The following is a 17,475-nucleotide window of genomic DNA, read 5'->3' on the forward strand; positions in this document are numbered from 1 at the left end:
GTCAGGCCGGCTGCCGGGACGCCTTCCAATCCTCGCCGCCCTCGCCTTCCCGTCGCAGGCTCCAGTCCTTCAGGTGCTCCAGGCTGGCGCGATAGGGCTTGAGGCCGATCCCCAGCAGGACCACCGCGCCGAGCACCGCGGCCAGGGTCACCAGCAGCAGCGAGTAGCGCAGCGCCATGTCGTCGGCGAAGACGAAATCGGTGACCAGCGCCACCGCCGTCGGGCCCACGCCGAGACCGAACAGGGTGACCACGAACAGGTAGATCGCCGAGGCCTGGCCGCGCATCGAGTTGGGCATGATCTCCTGGATCGCCGCCGGGGCCACGCCGAAAGGCATGCTCAGGAAGAACACCGTCGGCGCCATCAGCGCCGCCGCCCAACTGGCGTTGTCCAGCAGCGGGTAGACCAGGGTGAAGGGAATCACCGCCCAGGCGGCGAGCAGCCCGACGCGCATGTTCGCGTCGCTGCGCCCGCGCTTCGCCCAGTAGTCGGCCAGGCGCCCGCCGAAGACGATGCCGAGACAGCCGAACACCGCGACGATGCTGCCGTAGACCACCCCGACATGACCGGCGTCCCAGCCGTGGGTGCGGACGAAGAAGGTCGGCACCCAGGCGCCGCTGCCGTAGCCGGCGAAGGACAGGCAGGCGAAACCGAAGTTGTGGCAGAGCACGGTCTTGCGGTTGGCCCGCAGGTAGGCGCCGACCTCGCCCAGCGGCACCGCCACGCCTGCGCCGACTCCGCGCCGGGCCGGCTCGCGGATCGCCAGCAGCAACAGGCAGAAGAGCACGCCGGCGGCGCCGAGGATGAGGAAGATCAGTTGCCACGGGCGCACCTCGCCGAACAGCGGCAGGTGCACGTCGCCCTGGGCCGAGGCGAACTTGATCACCAGCCCGCCGAGCAGGAAGGCCAGCCCCGAGCCCAGGTAGATGCCCATCGAGTAGACGCTGATCGCCGTCGCCCGACGCTCGCGCGGGAAGCTGTCGGCGATCAGCGAATAGGCCGCTGGCGACAGCGCCGCCTCGCCGACCCCGACGCCGACCCGGAAGGTGAGGAATTGCCAATAGCTGCGCGCCAGACCGCAGGCCGCGGTCATCGCGCTCCACACCAGCACGCCGAACAGGATCAGGCCGCGCCGGCTGCGGTTGTCGGCCATGCGTCCGAGCGGGATACCGCAAAGGGTGTAGAACAGGGCGAAGGACAAGCCCATCAGCAGGCTCATTTCCGTGTCGCTGATGGCCAGGTCGCGGCGGATCGGGCCGACCAGCAGGTTGAGGATCTGCCGGTCGATGAAGGACAGCACATAGGCGACCATGAGGATCGCCACCGTGGTCCAGGCCGCAAGGTTGGAGGGATAGCCGTTATTGTTGTTATGCATGCCGAACTCCTGGACGCCGCCGAAGCGGCGGATGCGAAGGGAGGGTCGACAGGCAGGATAAGCCGGCAACATCCGGGCTTATACCCAGGGCAAGGGACTATAGAACTGCTGAATGCGGGAAGCGGGTTCCGGCGAATGACCGCCAGGTCATGCGCCGCCGCGTGCGCTCAGAGCCTGTCCAGCATCTCGCGAGCTGGGCGGGGAAGCGGAGCTGACGAGCGGCAAATGAGCGCTTCAAAGCCTTCATACCGCGCCGCGCAGCGGATCATGAACAGGCTCTCAGAGCGGCCTGGCCAGGCGCCCGCTCATCTCGGCCAGGGCGCCGACCCAGGCGGGGTGGTCGTTGAGGCAGGGAATCAGCACCAGGTCCTCGCCGCCGGCGCTGATGAACTGCTCGCGGCCGCGCATGCCGATTTCCTCCAGAGTCTCGATGCAGTCGGCGACGAACGCCGGGCACATCACCAGCAGGCGCTTCACCCCACGCTGCACCAGTTCGTCGAGCTTGGCGTCGGTATAGGGCTCGATCCACTTGGCGCGCCCCAGGCGCGACTGGAACGCCACCGACCAGCGCCCCTGCTCCAGGCCGGCGCGCTCGGCGAAGGCCTCGGCGGTGCGCAGGCACTGGCTGCGGTAGCAGAGGGCGAGGGCTTCGGGGCTGACGTTGCGGCTGTTCTCGGCCAGCAGGTCGTGGGCAGGATCCTTCACCAGCTTGCGGATGTGCCGCTCGGGCAAGCCATGGAAGCTCAGCAACAGATGGTCGTGGGGCTGCTGCAGGTACGGACGCACGCTTTCCACCAGGGCATCGAGGTAGACCGGCTGGTCGTAGAACGGCGGCAGCGTGCTGACCTCCAGGCCCAGGCGATGGGCGGCGATCACCCGGCGCACCTCCTGTTCGGCGGTGGTCGTAGTGCTGTCGGCGAACTGCGGATACAGCGGCGCCAGGGTGACCCGCCGGATACCACGGCGCGCCAGGTCGAGCAGGACCTTCTCGATGGCCGGCTGGCCGTAGCGCATCGCCAGTTCCACCGGTCCATGCGGCCAGTGCGGCTTCATCGCTTCCTGCAGGCGACGACTGAGGACGATCAGTGGCGACCCTTCGTCCCACCAGATCGAGCTGTAGGCGTGCGCCGATTCGGCCGGACGCTTGATCAGGATCAGCGACACCAGCAGGCGCCGCAGCGGCCAGGGTAGGTCGACCACGTAGGGATCCATGAGGAACTGGTCGAGATAGCGGCGGACATCCTCCACCCGGGTCGAATCCGGGGAGCCCAGGTTGAGCAACAGCAGGGCATTCTCGGTCATGCCTGATCCTTTCGTCGGGCGTCCAGGACATCGGCCAGCGCCACGTCCAGGTCGGTGAATTGAAAACGGTAGCCGGCGTCCTGCAAGCGTTGCGGCAAGGCTCGCTGGCCGCCGAGCAGCAATCCGGACATTTCTCCCAGCCCGAGGCGCAGGACGAACCCGGGGGTCGGTATCCGCGCCGGCTTGTGCAGCGCCCGGCCCAGGGCCTTGGCGAAATCGCGGTTGCGCACCGGGTTGGGAGCGCACGCATTATAGGGACCGCTGGCATCGGGCCGCCGCAAAAGAAAATCGATCAGCTCGATTTGATCCTCGATATGAATCCACGGCATCCATTGCCGGCCGTCACCCAGCGGTCCGCCCAGGCCGAGCCGGTAGAGCGGCAACAGGCGCCCGAGGAAGCCGCCCTCGGGGGCCAGCACCAGGCCGGTGCGCAACAGCACGACACGGGTGCCGAGCTTCTCCGCCTCGCGGGCGATCTGCTCCCAGGCTAGGCATAGCTCGCTGGCGAAATCCTCGCCGGCCGCCGCCCCCTCCTCGGTCACCGGGCGCTCGCCGCTGTCGCCATACCAACCCACCGCAGAACCCGATAACAGAAGGTCCGGGCGCTGCTCACGAGCGTCCAGCCATTCCACCAGGCGCTCGGTAAGGCGTACCCGGCTTTCCCACAGCAGCGCCTTGCGCTTGTGGCTCCAGGGTTTGTCCGCGATCGGCGCGCCGGCCAGGTTGACCACCGCGTCGAGCGGCTGGTCGCCGTACTCGTCGAAACGATCGATGCCGCGCACGCCGACGCCGCACAGCGATTCCACCTGCTGCGGCCGCCGGCTGAACACGGTCAGCCGGTGTCCGGCCTGTCGCCAGCGGGCGCACAGGCGGCGACCCATCAGGCCGGTACCGCCGGTCAAGAGAATGTGCATGGCTGTCTCCTCGTTTTGCCTGCGTGCCCTTTCAGTCTGGACCCTGGACATCGATCTGCCCGATGACCGTGCATCCTCCCCCCATTCCGGCGTTATCCTGTGAATGGAAGATCCGTCGGCTCCGGCCAGGGAACCCTGGCGTCGTTTTCGACTCAGCCAAGGAACAGGGCTTGCATCGCATTGGTGCCTTAGTGAACGGCGCCAGCCGTCTATTCTTCAGATAACTCGGTTGATACTTCCGAACGGAACGTCTGAAGGTTCGACAGGCCAGGAAGCGCGCCATCGGCGCGACGCAAGGTGCGCCTCGAAGCACGCGCAACACTGTACATTAAATCAAGCTTGTACAAGAAACCTGATTCGCCTGTCCAGACGCTACACAACCAGAGAGGCATGTCATGAGCGTCCCCATCGCCATCATCGGTACTGGCATCGCCGGGCTTTCCGCCGCCCACGCATTGAGATCCGCCGGCCAGACCGTACAACTGTTCGACAAGGGCCACGGCAGCGGCGGCCGCATGGCCAGCAAGCGCAGCGAGGCCGGCACGCTGGACCTCGGCGCGCAATACTTCACCGCCCGCGACCGGCGCTTCCTCGACGCCTTGCAACACTGGCGCGAGGAAGGCTGGGTGGACGAGTGGAAACCCGCTCTCTACCAATACCGCGACGGCCAGCTGAGCCCCTCCCCGGACGAGCAGCCACGCTGGGTCGGCATCCCACGGATGAGTGCGATCACCCGCGCCCTGCTCACCGATCTGCAAGTGGTCTTCTCCTGCCGCATCACCGAGGTCTTCCGCGGCAAGCAGCACTGGCACCTGCAGGACGCCGAGGGACAGAACCACGGTCCGTTCAACCAGGTCCTGATCGCCATCCCCGCTCCCCAGGCCACGCCGCTGCTGGCCAGCGTGCCGAAACTGGCGGCCACCGCCGCGAGCGTGGTCATGGAGCCGACCTGGGCGGTGGCGCTGGGCTTCCGCGAGGTACTCGACACCCCGGTGCAGGGCTGCTTCGTGCACGGCAGTCCGATCGCCTGGCTGGCCTGCAATCGCAGCAAGCCGGGGCGCGACACCGCCCTCGACACCTGGGTGCTGCACGCCACCAGCCAGTGGAGCCGGCAGCACATCGACATGGCCAAGGAGGACGTGGTCGAGCACCTGCGCTGCGCCTTCGCCGAAGTGATCGGCTGCGCCGTACCGGAAGCCGCCTTCAGCATCGCCCACCGCTGGCTCTATGCACGCCCCGCGGAGGCTCACCAGTGGGGCGCCCTCGGCGATCCCGACCTGGGCATCTACGCCTGCGGCGACTGGTGCTCCAGCGGCCGCGTCGAAGGCGCCTGGCTCAGCGGCCAGGAAGCCGCGCGGCGCCTGCTGGAACATCTCTGAGGGGATCGGGCCGTCGCCTGGCGGCCCGATGTGACAAGAAAATACCTATACAAATACATTGACCTGTACAAGATAAGTTCTAGGATGTGTCGTATGACCGCCTGGCTGTCGAGCTGCGCGCGAACCTCCTTTCCCCTCGGGAGACGACACCGATGCACGAATCTCACCCTTCCCTGACGCCCCGACTCGGCATCAGCGCCTGCCTGCTCGGCGAACCGGTGCGCTTCAACGGCGGCCACAAGCGATCCGCGCTTTGCGAGGAACTGGCGCGGCACGTCGAGTTCGTCTCCTTCTGCCCGGAACAGGCCATCGGCCTGGGCACGCCGCGCCCGGCGATTCGCCTGGAAGGCACTCCGGAAGCCGCCGAGGCGCGGAGCCGCGACGGCCTGGCGGTCGGCGGAGCGCTCGCCGAATATGCGCGGCGGGTGGCGCAACGGGCGGATACGCTGGACGGTTTCATCTTCATGCAACGTTCGCCGTCCTGCGGGCTGCAACGGGTCAAGGTCTATCCAGAAGGCGGCGGCGCGCCGCGCGCCGAAGGCCGTGGACGCTTCGCCGCAGCCCTTTGCGAAGCCTTGCCGGAGCTACCGGTGGAAGAAGAAGGCCGGCTGCACGATCCGGTCCTGCGGGAGAACTTCCTCACCCGCGTGTTCGCCCATGCCCACTGGCAGGCCCTGTGCCAGCGCGGCCTCAGCCATTCGGCCATCGTCGCCTTCCATAGCCGCTACAAGTACCAGTTGCTGGCGCATTCGCCGGAGCACTACCGCAGTCTCGGCCGCCTGCTCGGCGAAGCCGGCCATTACCAGCCGGAAGCCCTCGGCACGCGTTACTTCGGCGAGCTGATGCAGGGCCTGCGCCGCTGCGCGACCCGCGGCAGCCATGGCAACGTGTTACTGCACCTGAGCGGCTACCTGAAACGCGACCTCGCAGCCGAAGACAGGCGTGAATTGCGCGAGCTGATCGAGCAATACCGGCATGGCAGCGTGCCGCTGGTGGTACCGCTGACCCTGCTAAAGCACCACTTCCGTCGCCACCCGCATGCATACATCGCCCAGCAGACCTACCTGCAACCGCACCCGACCGAACTCGGCCTGCGCAACGCGCTCTAGGATTTCCCGATGAACTCGCCCCACCTCGAACGCGGCGGCCTGCCGATCCGCGAAGTCACTCGTCTGACCGGCGTCCATCCGGTCACCCTGCGCGCCTGGGAGCGCCGCTACGGCCTGGTGGTGCCGCAACGCACCGGCAAGGGTCACCGGCTCTACAGCGAAGAGCAGGTCGAGCGCATCCGCCGGATACTCGTCTGGCTCGAGCGTGGCGTCGCCATCAGCCAGGTGCGCGCGCTGCTGGAGCGTCCGGAGGAAACCCCGGCGGCGGATGTCGAATCCCCCTGGGAACGCCTGCACGAACAACTGCTGGACGCCATCGCCGCGCTGGCCGAGCGACGCCTCGACGATCTGTTCAACCAGGCCGCGTCGCTCTATCCGGTAGCGACCCTCTGCGAAAAGCTTCTGCAACCCTTGCTGCAGCACCTCGAACGACGCTGGCAGGGACAATTCGGCGCGCGCATGGAGCGGGCCTTCTTCTTCTCCTGGTTGCGCAGCAAGCTGGGCGCCCGCCTTTATCACCAGCAGCGGCTGCAACAGGGCGCGCCGCTGCTGCTGGTCAACCAGTCCGAGCTGTCGCTGGAACCGAACCTCTGGCTGTGCAGTTGGTTGCTCGGCAGCGGCGAGGTGCCGCTGCAGGTCTTCGACTGGCCGCTGCCACCGGCCGAACTGGCCCTGGCCTGCGAACGCCTGGAAGCTCGCGGCGTGTTGCTGTACGCCAGTCATCGCCTCAACCCGGAGCACCTGCCGCGTCTGCTGGCAGGGGTGAGCTGCCCGGTGGTGCTGGTCGGACCGGCCGTGGAGATCCAGCGCGAAGCCTTCGAAACCCTGGCGCTAGCCGGCCTGCTGCTGGCGAGCACGCCCCTGGAAGCCCGCCGCCTGCTCGGCGAACGAGGCCTGTTGAACCCATGAACGGACTTCCGATGAACCTGATCTGGTTTCGCTGCGACCTGCGAACCACCGATAACAGCGCGCTCCTCGCCGCCGCCGATGGGCGCCCTTGCGTGGCCCTCTACCTGCTCAGCCCGGCGCAGTGGCGGGAACACGACGATGCGCCCTGCAAGGTCGACTTCTGGCTGCGCAACCTGGGCGAGCTGCAACGCCAGCTCGCCGCGCTGAACATCCCGCTGCTGGTGCGCGACTGCGGCCACTGGCGGCAAGCCCCGGAAGTCATCGGCCGGCTCTGCCGGGAGCTGGGAATCGGCGCGGTACACGTCAACCAGGAATACGGGGTGAACGAGGAACGCCGCGACCAGGCCGTCGGCCAACGCCTGCGCGAACAGGGCGTGGCCTTCCACAGCCACCTCGACCAGCTGTTCTTCGCCCCCGGCTCGGTGCTGACCCGAACTGGCGGCTATTTCCAGGTGTTCAGCCAGTTCCGCAAGGTCTGCCACGAACGGCTGTACCAGGCCCTACCGGGTGTCCGCCCGCGTCCGCAGCCCCAACCACCGCACGCGCTGGCCAGCGACCCGCTGCCGGATGCCGTGCCCGCCTTCCCGCGGCCGGCCGATAGCTTGCGCCGCCTCTGGCCGGCAGGCGAAGAGGTAGCGCAGGAACGCCTGCGCGACTTCGCCGACCAGCACCTGGCCGACTACCATGAACGGCGCGACTTCCCGGCGCTTCCCGGCACCAGCCAACTGTCGCCCTACCTGGCCGCCGGCGTACTCTCGCCCAGGCAATGCCTGGACGCCGCGCTGGTTGCCAACCGCGGCGAGTTCAGCGGCGGCCAGCAAGGCGCCGCGACCTGGATCAACGAGCTGCTCTGGCGCGAGTTCTACAAGCACATCCTGGTCGGCTACCCACGGGTCTCCCGGCACCGCCCCTTCCGCGAGGAGACCGAAGCCCTGCGCTGGCGCCAGGCCCCGGCGGAACTCGAAGCCTGGCAACAGGGGCGCACCGGCATACCGATCATCGATGCAGCAATGCGCCAGTTGCTCGCCACCGGCTGGATGCACAATCGCCTGCGGATGGTGGTAGCGATGTTCCTCAGCAAGAACCTGCTGATCGACTGGCGCGAAGGCGAACGCTGGTTCATGCGCCACCTCATCGACGGCGACCTGGCGGCGAACAACGGTGGCTGGCAGTGGAGCGCATCCACCGGCACCGACGCCGTCCCCTACTTCCGCCTGTTCAATCCGCTCTCGCAGTCCGAACGCTTCGATCCACGCGGCGAGTTCATCCGCCACTGGCTGCCGGAACTGGCCGGCCTGGAGCGCAAGGCGATCCACGATCCGTCCAGCCTGGGGCTGTTCGCCGGGGTCGACTATCCACGGCCGATGGTCGACCTGAAGGCCAGCCGCGAACGGGCGCTGGCGGCTTTCCGCAACCTGCCGCCGCGCGATGGTCGCGCGTAGGGCGCGTCAGCGAGCTATCGCCTCCCGCCAAATGGCTCGCTCTTTCCATGGGGCGGTGCGGCGTGGTGGAAGAATCGCAGGCATGAAAAAGCCGGGATGAACCCGGCTTTTTTCGACCGTGCCGACTAGATCGGGATCTTGTAGAACAGGCTGTAGGACTCGATACCGTCGTTCGGCTGTTTCAGGCCGGCGTTGGAATAGTGGATCGCCCGAATGCCGACCGACTGGCCGTTGGCGAACTTCAGGCCGGCGCCGATGCGGTCTTCGAAGTTCAGGGAGGAACCCAGGTTCTGGTCGCCGACACGGGTGCCGGAGAACGCCGCCACGCCGATACCGGCCTCGATGAATGGCTTGATCGAGTCGCCGGCGAACTCATAGACGAATACCGGAGCGAACGACAGCGAATGCTTGCCGGCGCCTTCATCGCCACCTTCCCAATAGGTGTAGCCCGCATCCCAGTAGCCGGTCAGGCGCCCGGTGGAGGTCTGCCACCAGCTCTTGTCCCAATCCCAGCTCAGGCCCAGGCGATAGGTCATGCCCGACTGGCCGGTCGCACCGACGGCGGCCGAGACGTCCGCCGCCTGGGCGGAAGCCACGTGGACGGAGGAAAGTGCGGCCAGAACGGCCAGCGGAAGTAGTTTCTTCATTGAAACGTCCTTTTCGAAAGTTGCATGAAAGCCCCCGCATTCAAGCTGCGCATTATAAGAGCGCACTTACTAAAGCAGATACTAGACCAAACGCTTTAGTTCAAAAAATCGCTGTCACGTCTGCCAGGAACGACTAAACGACTAATTTTCCTACGCTTTCCGGGCTTCCCCAGAGGATCGGCAGGATCCTTTCCATCTCCTCCGGCAGCGCGCTGGTCCAGAAACGCGGCGTCGCGGCCTGGCCAGAGGCCAGTAGCGCCCGCGCCGACAATACGCGCTCCAGTTGCCGGGCGACAGCCGCTCCCGTATCGATCACTGCCATCTCCGCCGGGATCAGCTCGGCCAGCAGGGGTTTGACGAAGGGATAATGAGTACAGCCGAGGATCAGCGTATCGCAGCCCTGTTCGAGGATGGGCGCCAGCAGGCGTTCCAGCAGTGCCCGGGTTTGCGGCCCATAGAGATCGCCGGCCTCGATGCGCTCGACCAGCCCCGGACAGGGCTGGGTGAAGACCTGTACGTCGCTGGCGAAGCGGTCGAGCAAGGCGGCGAAACGCGCGCTCTTCAGAGTTCCGGTGGTGGCCAGGACGCCGACCCGACCGTTGCGGGTGGCCGCCGCGGCCGGCTTCACCGCCGGCTCCATGGCCACCAGCGGCACCTGCGGATAACGTTCGCGCAATTCCGCCGCAGCCGCTGCCGTCGCGGTATTGCAGGCCAGTACCAGAGCCTTGGCGCCCTGCTCCAGAAGGAAATCACCGATCCGCTCGCAGCGTTCGCGGATGTACTCCGCGCTCTTCTCGCCGTAGGGCACATGGGCGTTGTCGGCGACGTAGAGCAACGATTCGGATGGCAGGCGCGCACGAATCTCACGCAATACGCTGAGCCCGCCGACCCCGGAATCGAAAACGCCGACCGCGGCCGACTCAACCGCCATGGCGTTGCCCGCAGACGGCACAGGAAGGATCGCGACGCACCCGCAATTCGCGGAAGCGCGTGCCGAGGGCGTCCACCAGCAGCAGGCGGCCCACCAGCGGTTCGCCGAAACCGGCCAGCAGCTTGACCGCCTCCAGCGCCTGCAGGCTACCGACCAGCCCCACCAGCGGACCGATCACGCCGGCCTCGCTGCAGGTCAGCTCGGCCTCGCTGCCGTGCCCGTAGAGGCAGTGGTAGCAGGGGCTTTCGTCGCGGCGGGTATCGAATACCGAAAGCTGGCCCTCGAGACGGATCGCCGCGCCGCTGACCAGCGGCTTGCCGGCGCGCACGCAGGCGACGTTGACCGCCTCGCGGGTGGCGAAGTTGTCGGTGCAGTCGAGCACCAGGTCGACCGCCGCCACGGCGGCATCGAGGGAGTCCTCATCCAGCGCGGCGCTATGGCTGACCAGGCGGATCTGCGGATTCAGCGCGCCCAGCCGGCGCATCGCCGACTCCACCTTGCCGACGCCGACGCTGGCGCCATCGTGGATGACCTGCCGTTGCAGGTTGGTCAGGTCGACCGTATCGAAATCCGCCAGGTGCAACTCGCCGACCCCAGCCGCGGCCAGGTACAGCGCCACCGGCGAACCCAGACCGCCAAGACCGACGATCAGTGCGCGGCTGCGCTTCAGGCGCAGCTGGCCCTCGACGTCGACCTGCGCCAGCAGGATCTGGCGACTGTAGCGCAGCAGTTCCTCGTCGCTCAGCATGCCCATTGTCCGAGAGTGATCCGCTCGTTGCCGCCGAGGTCGCGCAACGTATGTACCCCGGCGAAGCCGCGGGCGCCGAGCAGTTCGCGCACCGCCGCCCCTTGATCATAGCCGTGCTCGAGCAGCAACCAGCCTTCGTCCAGCAAATGCCGCGGCGCCTGGGCGACGATCTGGCGGATATCGTCGAGGCCATCGCTACCCGCGACCAGCGCGCTCTTCGGCTCGAAACGCACGTCGCCCTCGCTCAGGTGCGGGTCGCTGGCAGGGATGTACGGCGGATTGCCGACGATCATCCGGAAGCGCCGGCCATCGAGGGCGGAGAACCAGTGGCTGCGGCGCACCTCGACGTTCTCCAGGAGCAGCCGCTGGCGATTGCGCTCGGCCAGCGCCACGGCCTCTTCCACACGGTCCACCGCAGTCACTGTCCATAGCGGCCGCTCGCTGGCCAGGGCCAGGGCGATGGCGCCGGTGCCGGTGCCCAGGTCGAGCACCGTAGCGGTGTCCGCCGCGAGGGTCGCCAGCGCGGTTTCCACCAGCAGTTCGGTGTCCGGGCGCGGGATCAGGGTGTGTGGCGCGACCTCCAGGTCCAGGCTCCAGAAGCCCTGGTGGCCAAGTATGTAGGCCACCGGCTCGCCGTTGCGCCGACGGGCGATCCAGTCGTCGAACAGCTCGTTGGCCTCGCGCGGCACGATGCGCTCCGGCCAGGTACGCAGGAAGCTGCGCGGCTTGCCCATCGCCGCCGCCAGCAGCAACTCGGTGTCGAGCCGGGCGCTGGGCGAATCGGGCAGTTGGGAATCCTTGAGAAGGGTACAGATAGTGGTCATGTCAGTCGCCCAGGGCCGCCAGTTGATCGGCCTGGTATTCCTGCAGCAGCGGCTCGATCACCTGTTCCACCGCGCCCTCCATCACCTCGCCCAGGGAGTACAGGGTGAGGTTGATGCGATGGTCGGTGACCCGCCCTTGCGGGAAGTTGTAGGTACGGATGCGCTCCGAGCGGTCGCCCGAGCCCACCAGCAGCTTGCGCGTGCTGGCGATCGCCTGCTGCGCCGCGGCCTGCTGCTGGTCGTTGAGCTTGGCCGCCAGCCAGGCCATGGCCTTGGCGCGGTTCTTGTGCTGCGAGCGCTCTTCCTGGCACTCGACCACGATGCCGCTGGGAATGTGGGTGATGCGCACCGCCGAGTCGGTCTTGTTGACGTGCTGGCCGCCGGCGCCGGAGGAACGGTAGGTGTCCACCCGCAGGTCGGCCGGGTTGATCTCGATCGCTGCCTGCTCGTCCGGCTCCGGCAGCACCGCGACAGTGCAGGCAGAAGTGTGGATCCGGCCCTGGGATTCGGTTTCCGGCACCCGCTGCACGCGGTGCGCGCCGGACTCGAACTTGAGCTTGGCGTAAACGTTGTCGCCCTCGACCCGGGCAATCACTTCCTTGTAGCCACCGTGCTCGCCCTCGTTCTCCGACAGCGTCTCGACCCGCCAGCCCTGGCGCTCGGCGTAGCGCGAATACATGCGGAACAGGTCGCCGGAGAAGATCGCCGCCTCGTCGCCACCGGTGCCGGCACGGATCTCCAGGAACACGTTGCGGCTGTCGTTGGGATCCTTCGGCAGCAGCATGCGCTGCAGGCTGTCGCCGAGGGCGGCGAGGCGGCCGCGCGCTTCGGCGACCTCCTCCTCGGCGAGGTCGCGCAACTCCGGGTCGCTGTCCTTGAGCAACGCCTGGGCGCCCTCGAGATCGGCCTGCACCTTGCGGTAGTCGCGGAACGCCAGGATCACCGGTTCGACCTCGGCGTACTCGCGGGAATAGGCGCGGAAGCGGGTCTGGTCACTGATCACCTCGGCGTCGCCGAGCAGCGCCGTCAGTTCTTCGTAGCGATCGCTGAGGACATCCAGCTTTTTCAGCAGAGAAGCTTTCATGCAGGCATAGGTACCGGTCAGTGGCGCGGCGCGCCCTCGTCGAGGGCGAACAGCTCCTGGGCCAGGGCCAGCGCGTCGATGCGGCCCTCGGCGGACATTTTCTTCATCTGCACGCTGGGCGCGTGCAGCAGTTTGTTGGTCAGGCCGCGGGCCAACTGGGCCATCACCTCGGCCGGGTCGGCACCGTTGGCCAGTTGCCGCTGGGCCTTGCCCAGTTCTTCATCGCGCAGGCGCTCGGCCTGCTGCCGATAGGCGCGCAGCACGTCCACCGCAGCCAGTTCGCGCAGGCGCTGCATGAACTCGGCGACGCCGCTGCCGACCAGTTCCTCGGCGGCCTGGGCAGCGCCCTGGCGGCTCTTGAGATTCTCCGCCACTACTTCGTGGAGGTCGTCGACGCTATAGAGGTAGACGTCGTCCAGTTCGCCGACTTCCGGCTCGATGTCGCGCGGCACGGCGATGTCGACCATGAACATCGGCTTGTGCTTGCGTTGCTTCAGCGCGCGCTCCACGGCGCCCTTGCCGAGGATCGGCAACTGGCTGGCAGTGGAGCTGATGACGATATCGCTGTTGGCCAGTTCCTCGGGTATCTCCGAAAGCAGCACCGCATGGGCGCCGAACTGCTCGGCGAGCAGGCTGGCGCGCTCCAGGGTGCGGTTGGCCACCACGATGCGCTTCACGCCTTGCTCGAACAGGTGGCGCGCGACCAGGGTGATGGTCTCGCCGGCGCCGATCAGCAGCGCCTGGCTGCGGTGCAGGTCGCTGAAGATCTGCTTGGCCAGGCTCACCGCGGCGAACGCCACGGACACCGGGTTCTCGCCGATGGCGGTATCGGTGCGGACGGTCTTCGCCGTACTGAAGGTGGCCTGGAACAGGCGGCCGAGCAGCGGACCGACGGTGCCGGCCTCGCGCGCGACGGCGTAGGCCGACTTCATCTGGCCGAGGATCTGCGGCTCGCCGAGGACCATCGAGTCGAGGCCGGAGGCCACGCGCATCATGTGGCGCACCGCGTCTTCGTCCTGGTGCACATAGGCGCAGGCGCGCAACTCGTCGAGGGTCAGACGATGGTAGTCCGCCAGCCAGGCGAGCACGTCGTCCGCGGTCGGATGGTCGATCTCCAGGTAGAGTTCGCTCCGGTTGCAGGTCGACAGGATGGCCGCCTCGCGGCTGGTGGTCAGGCGGCAGAGCTGCTGCAGCGCCTCGACCATCTGTTCCGGAGTGAAAGCCACGCGCTCGCGGACAGCCACCGAGGCGGTCTTGTGATTGATGCCGAGGGCAATGAAGGCCATGCAGGATCGCTGAGCTAATCGGGGAAACGCGCAATTCTCCTACTTCGCCAAGGGCAGGACAACCATTGCCGATGTATTGACCCCATAGACAGCTTCGTCGACGCCCGTCCCGGCCCCCTTGGGCTTGCCGGACGGCTTATGTCATGATGGCGCCACCCTCGCAGGTTCAAGGCCGGCTTTCTTCCTCTATGAACAAATCCCTCGCGCTGCTGACCGTCACGCTGCTGCTCGGCGGCTGCCAGTCACTTATCCACAAGACTCCCGATGGCACCCCGCCGGTGGAAGACACCGCGGTCGAGACCAAGGCCAAGCCGGAAAAGTACGGCTCCTTCAGCGAGGACAGCCTGTATTCGCTGCTGGTGGCCGAACTGGCCGGGCAGCGCAACCGCTTCGACATCGCCCTGAGCAACTATGTGGTGCAGGCGCAGAAAACCCGCGACCCCGGAGTTTCCGAGCGCGCCTTCCGCATCGCCGAATACCTCGGCGCCGACCAGGAAGCCCTCGACACCTCCCTGCTCTGGGCGCGCAGCGCGCCGGACAACCTCGATGCCCAACGCGCCGCCGCGATCCAGTTGGCCCGCGCCGGGCGCTACGAGGAGTCCATGGTGTACATGGAGAAGGTCCTCAACGGCCAGGGCGACACGCACTTCGACTTCCTCGCCCTGTCTGCCGCGGAGACCGACCCGGATACCCGCACCGGCCTGCTGCAGAGCTTCGACCACCTGTTGAAGAAATACCCGAACAACGGCCAGTTGCTGTTCGGCAAGGCCCTGCTGCTGCAACAGGACGGCCGCCCGGACGAAGCCCTGACCCTGCTCGAGGACAACTCCGCAAGCCGCCACGAAGTCGCCCCGCTGCTGCTCCGCTCGCGCCTGTTGCAGAGCATGAAGCGCAGCGACGAGGCCCTGCCGCTGCTCAAGGCCGGGATCAAGGAACACCCGGACGACAAGCGCGTGCGCCTCGCCTACGCGCGCCTGCTGGTGGAGCAGAATCGCCTGGACGACGCCAAGGCCGAGTTCGCCGGACTGGTCCAGCAATTCCCCGACGACGACGACCTGCGTTTCTCCCTGGCGCTGGTCTGCCTGGAAGCCCAGGCCTGGGACGAAGCCAGGATCTACCTGGAAGAACTGGTCGAGCGCGACAGCCACGTCGACGCCGCCCACTTCAACCTCGGCCGCCTCGCCGAGGAACAGAAGGACACCGCGCGCGCCCTCGACGAGTACGCCCAGGTCGGCCCGGGCAATGACTTCCTCCCGGCGCAACTGCGCCAGACCGACGTCCTGCTCAAGGCCGGTCGCGTCGACGAAGCCGCCCAGCGCCTGGACAAGGCGCGCAGCGAGCAACCCGACTACGCCATCCAGCTGTATCTGATCGAAGCCGAGGCGCTGTCCAACAACGACCAGCAGGAAAAGGCCTGGCAGGCCATCCAGGAGGGTCTGAAGCAGTACCCGGAGGACCTCAACCTGCTCTACACCCGCTCGATGCTGGCGGAGAAGCGCAACGACCTGGCGCAGATGGAAAAGGACCTGCGCTTCGTCATCGCCCGCGAGCCGGACAACGCCATGGCCCTCAACGCCCTCGGCTACACCCTGGCCGACCGCACCACCCGCTACACCGAAGCGCGCGAGCTGATCCTCAAGGCGCACAAGCTGAACCCGGACGATCCGGCGATCCTCGACAGCATGGGCTGGATCAACTATCGCCAGGGCAAGCTGGCGGACGCCGAGCGCTACCTGCGCCAGGCGCTGCAGCGCTACCCCGACCACGAGGTCGCCGCGCACCTGGGCGAAGTCCTCTGGGCCCAGGGGCGCCAAGACGACGCCCGGGCCATCTGGCGCGAATACCTCGACAAGCAGCCCGACAGCGACGTGCTGCGCCGCACCATCAAGCGCCTGACCGGCGCCGAGACTCCTTGAAACCATGCGTCTACGTCTTTTCCTCGCCGCCTCCGCGCTGGCCCTGCTCAGCGGCTGCGCCGGCCTGACCTCCCACGAAGCCCTGGAAGGCCAGGGCGATGCGCAGACCTGGAAAACCCACAAGCAGCAACTCAGCGAGCTGGATGCCTGGCAGATCGACGGCAAGGTCGGCATCCGCGCCCCGCGCGACTCCGGCAGCGGCACCCTGTTCTGGCTGCAGCGCCAGGGCTACTACGACATCCGCCTGTCCGGCCCGCTCGGCCGCGGCGCAGCACGCCTGACCGGGCGTGAAGGCGCGGTGAGCCTGGAGGTCGCCGGGCAGGGCCGCTACCAGGCGGAGTCCCCGGAAGCCCTGCTGGAAGAACAACTAGGCTGGCGCCTGCCGGTCTCGCACCTGCTCTGGTGGGTACGCGGCCTCCCGGCGCCGGACAGCAAGAGCCGCCTGACCCTCGACGCCGACAGTCGCCTGGCGCGCTTGGAACAGGACGGCTGGCAGATCGAATACACCCGCTACGCCGAACAGAACGGCTACTGGCTACCCGAGCGCCTGAAGCTGCACGGCCAGGACCTCGACGTCACCCTGGTGATCAAGGACTGGCAGCCGCGCCAGCTCGGCCGCTGACATGAGCGTGCGCCTCAGCCTGCCTGCCCCGGCCAAGCTCAATCTGTTCCTGCATATCCTCGGCCGCCGCGACGATGGCTATCACGAGTTGCAGACCCTGTTCCAATTCCTCGACCACGGCGACGAGCTGCATTTCGAAGCCCGCCAGGACGGCCAGGTACGCCTGCACACGGAAATCGCCGGGGTGCCGCACGACAGCAACCTGATCGTGCGCGCCGCGCGCGGGCTGCAGGAAGCCTCCGGCAGCCTGCAAGGCGTCGACATCTGGCTGGACAAGCGCTTGCCCATGGGGGGCGGCATCGGCGGCGGCAGCTCCGACGCCGCCACGACGCTCCTGGCCTTGAACCATCTCTGGCAACTCGGCTGGGACGAGGACCGCATCGCCGCCCTGGGCCTGCGCCTGGGCGCCGACGTGCCGGTCTTCACCCGCGGACGCGCGGCTTTCGCCGAGGGCGTGGGCGAAAAGCTCACCCCGGTGGACATCCCGGAGCCCTGGTATCTCGTCTTGGTTCCGCAAGTACTTGTCAGCACAGCAGAAATTTTTTCAGATCCACTGTTGACACGCGATTCTCCCGCCATTAAAGTGCGCACCGTTCTCGAGGGGGACAGCCGAAACGACTGTCAGCCGGTAGTCGAGAGGCGTTACCCAGAAGTTCGTAACGCTTTGATCTTGCTAAACAAATTTGTTTCAGCTAGATTAACCGGCACTGGAGGTTGTGTGTTTGGGAGCTTCCCAAACAAAGCTGAAGCTGATAAAGTCTCGGCCCTTCTTCCAGACCACCTTCAGAGGTTCGTCGCCAAAGGAAGCAACGTTTCGATGTTGCACCGGAAGCTGGAAACTCTGGTCTGAGAAAGGAATGCCGAAACGGCATTCGAGCAATACCACAGGGGCGTCGCCAAGCGGTAAGGCAGCAGGTTTTGATCCTGCCATGCGTTGGTTCGAATCCAGCCGCCCCTGCCATTTTCCTCTTCTGTATTTCATCCGGA

The 17,475-nt window shown here is 67.0% G+C and carries 16 protein-coding genes and 1 tRNA gene; 8 read left to right on the top strand and 9 right to left on the bottom strand.

Features of this window, described 5'->3' with window-relative positions; all coding sequences use genetic code 11:
- Position 1: 1 nt before the first annotated feature.
- The 3 genes from M6E97_RS30810 to M6E97_RS30820 form a co-directional block, all read right to left on the bottom strand.
- Positions 2-1,375, bottom strand: coding sequence for a spinster family MFS transporter (locus tag M6E97_RS30810; protein ID WP_003094980.1), 1,374 nt, complete (start codon positions 1,373-1,375; stop codon positions 2-4).
- A gap of 279 nt (positions 1,376-1,654) precedes the next feature.
- Positions 1,655-2,677 carry a ferrochelatase gene (hemH, locus tag M6E97_RS30815; protein WP_003094982.1) on the bottom strand — a complete coding sequence of 341 codons (1,023 nt, stop codon included), beginning with the start codon at positions 2,675-2,677 and terminating at the stop codon, positions 1,655-1,657.
- Complete coding sequence (locus tag M6E97_RS30820) at positions 2,674-3,591, bottom strand: TIGR01777 family oxidoreductase (protein ID WP_003094984.1); 918 nt, start codon at positions 3,589-3,591, stop codon at positions 2,674-2,676. Before M6E97_RS30820 ends, hemH begins: the two co-directional genes overlap by 4 nt.
- Positions 3,592-3,986: 395 nt before the next feature.
- Here M6E97_RS30820 and M6E97_RS30825 point away from each other — a divergent pair, with 395 nt between their 5' ends.
- From M6E97_RS30825 to phrB, 4 genes are all read left to right on the top strand, one after another.
- Positions 3,987-4,970, top strand: coding sequence for an NAD(P)/FAD-dependent oxidoreductase (locus tag M6E97_RS30825; RefSeq protein ID WP_003094987.1), 984 nt, complete (start codon positions 3,987-3,989; stop codon positions 4,968-4,970).
- A gap of 152 nt (positions 4,971-5,122) precedes the next feature.
- Complete coding sequence (locus M6E97_RS30830) at positions 5,123-6,079, top strand: DUF523 and DUF1722 domain-containing protein (protein WP_023876000.1); 957 nt, start codon at positions 5,123-5,125, stop codon at positions 6,077-6,079.
- A 9-nt stretch (positions 6,080-6,088) separates the two neighbouring features.
- Complete coding sequence (locus M6E97_RS30835; protein WP_003141623.1) at positions 6,089-6,988, top strand: MerR family transcriptional regulator; 900 nt, start codon at positions 6,089-6,091, stop codon at positions 6,986-6,988.
- Entirely contained in the window at positions 6,985-8,430 is a 1,446-nt protein-coding gene (gene phrB, locus M6E97_RS30840; RefSeq protein ID WP_004355239.1) for a deoxyribodipyrimidine photo-lyase, read from the top strand. The genes M6E97_RS30835 and phrB overlap by 4 nt, the downstream gene beginning before the upstream one ends.
- Positions 8,431-8,555: 125 nt before the next feature.
- On the opposite strand, the gene pagL is transcribed toward phrB, so the two are convergent.
- The 6 genes from pagL to hemA form a co-directional block, all read right to left on the bottom strand.
- Positions 8,556-9,077 (bottom strand): lipid A 3-O-deacylase, encoded by a 522-nt coding sequence (gene pagL / locus M6E97_RS30845; protein WP_003094992.1) that lies wholly within the window; start codon positions 9,075-9,077, stop codon positions 8,556-8,558.
- Positions 9,078-9,210: 133 nt separating this feature from the next.
- Complete coding sequence (gene murI, locus M6E97_RS30850) at positions 9,211-10,008, bottom strand: glutamate racemase (protein ID WP_003099300.1); 798 nt, start codon at positions 10,006-10,008, stop codon at positions 9,211-9,213.
- Positions 9,998-10,756 carry a molybdopterin-synthase adenylyltransferase MoeB gene (locus M6E97_RS30855; RefSeq protein ID WP_033938464.1) on the bottom strand — a complete coding sequence of 253 codons (759 nt, stop codon included), beginning with the start codon at positions 10,754-10,756 and terminating at the stop codon, positions 9,998-10,000. The genes murI and M6E97_RS30855 overlap by 11 nt, the downstream gene beginning before the upstream one ends.
- Positions 10,750-11,580 carry a peptide chain release factor N(5)-glutamine methyltransferase gene (gene prmC, locus M6E97_RS30860; protein ID WP_015503679.1) on the bottom strand — a complete coding sequence of 277 codons (831 nt, stop codon included), beginning with the start codon at positions 11,578-11,580 and terminating at the stop codon, positions 10,750-10,752. Before prmC ends, M6E97_RS30855 begins: the two co-directional genes overlap by 7 nt.
- A gap of 1 nt (position 11,581) precedes the next feature.
- Positions 11,582-12,664 carry a peptide chain release factor 1 gene (gene prfA, locus M6E97_RS30865; RefSeq protein ID WP_003099290.1) on the bottom strand — a complete coding sequence of 361 codons (1,083 nt, stop codon included), beginning with the start codon at positions 12,662-12,664 and terminating at the stop codon, positions 11,582-11,584.
- Between the two features lie 17 nt (positions 12,665-12,681).
- The gene (gene hemA / locus M6E97_RS30870; protein ID WP_003095001.1) at positions 12,682-13,950 is read right to left on the bottom strand and encodes a glutamyl-tRNA reductase; all 1,269 of its coding nucleotides are present in this window, start codon (positions 13,948-13,950) and stop codon (positions 12,682-12,684) included.
- A 143-nt stretch (positions 13,951-14,093) separates the two neighbouring features.
- On the opposite strand from hemA, the gene lbcA reads away from it, so the two are divergent.
- The 4 genes from lbcA to M6E97_RS30890 all read left to right on the top strand — a co-directional run bounded on the left by lbcA (position 14,094) and on the right by M6E97_RS30890 (position 17,449).
- Positions 14,094-15,866, top strand: coding sequence for a proteolytic complex protein LbcA (gene lbcA / locus M6E97_RS30875; RefSeq protein ID WP_003135130.1), 1,773 nt, complete (start codon positions 14,094-14,096; stop codon positions 15,864-15,866).
- 4 nt (positions 15,867-15,870) lie between these two features.
- Entirely contained in the window at positions 15,871-16,488 is a 618-nt protein-coding gene (lolB, locus tag M6E97_RS30880; protein WP_003095005.1) for a lipoprotein insertase outer membrane protein LolB, read from the top strand.
- 1 nt (position 16,489) lies between these two features.
- Complete coding sequence (gene ispE / locus M6E97_RS30885; RefSeq protein ID WP_009878189.1) at positions 16,490-17,338, top strand: 4-(cytidine 5'-diphospho)-2-C-methyl-D-erythritol kinase; 849 nt, start codon at positions 16,490-16,492, stop codon at positions 17,336-17,338.
- Positions 17,339-17,374: 36 nt separating this feature from the next.
- Positions 17,375-17,449 (top strand) — tRNA-Gln (locus M6E97_RS30890).
- The last annotated feature ends 26 nt before the right edge of the window (positions 17,450-17,475 follow it).

It is taken from the genome of Pseudomonas sp. B111 (assembly GCF_026428275.1).
GTDB classification, from domain to species: domain Bacteria; phylum Pseudomonadota; class Gammaproteobacteria; order Pseudomonadales; family Pseudomonadaceae; genus Pseudomonas; species Pseudomonas aeruginosa.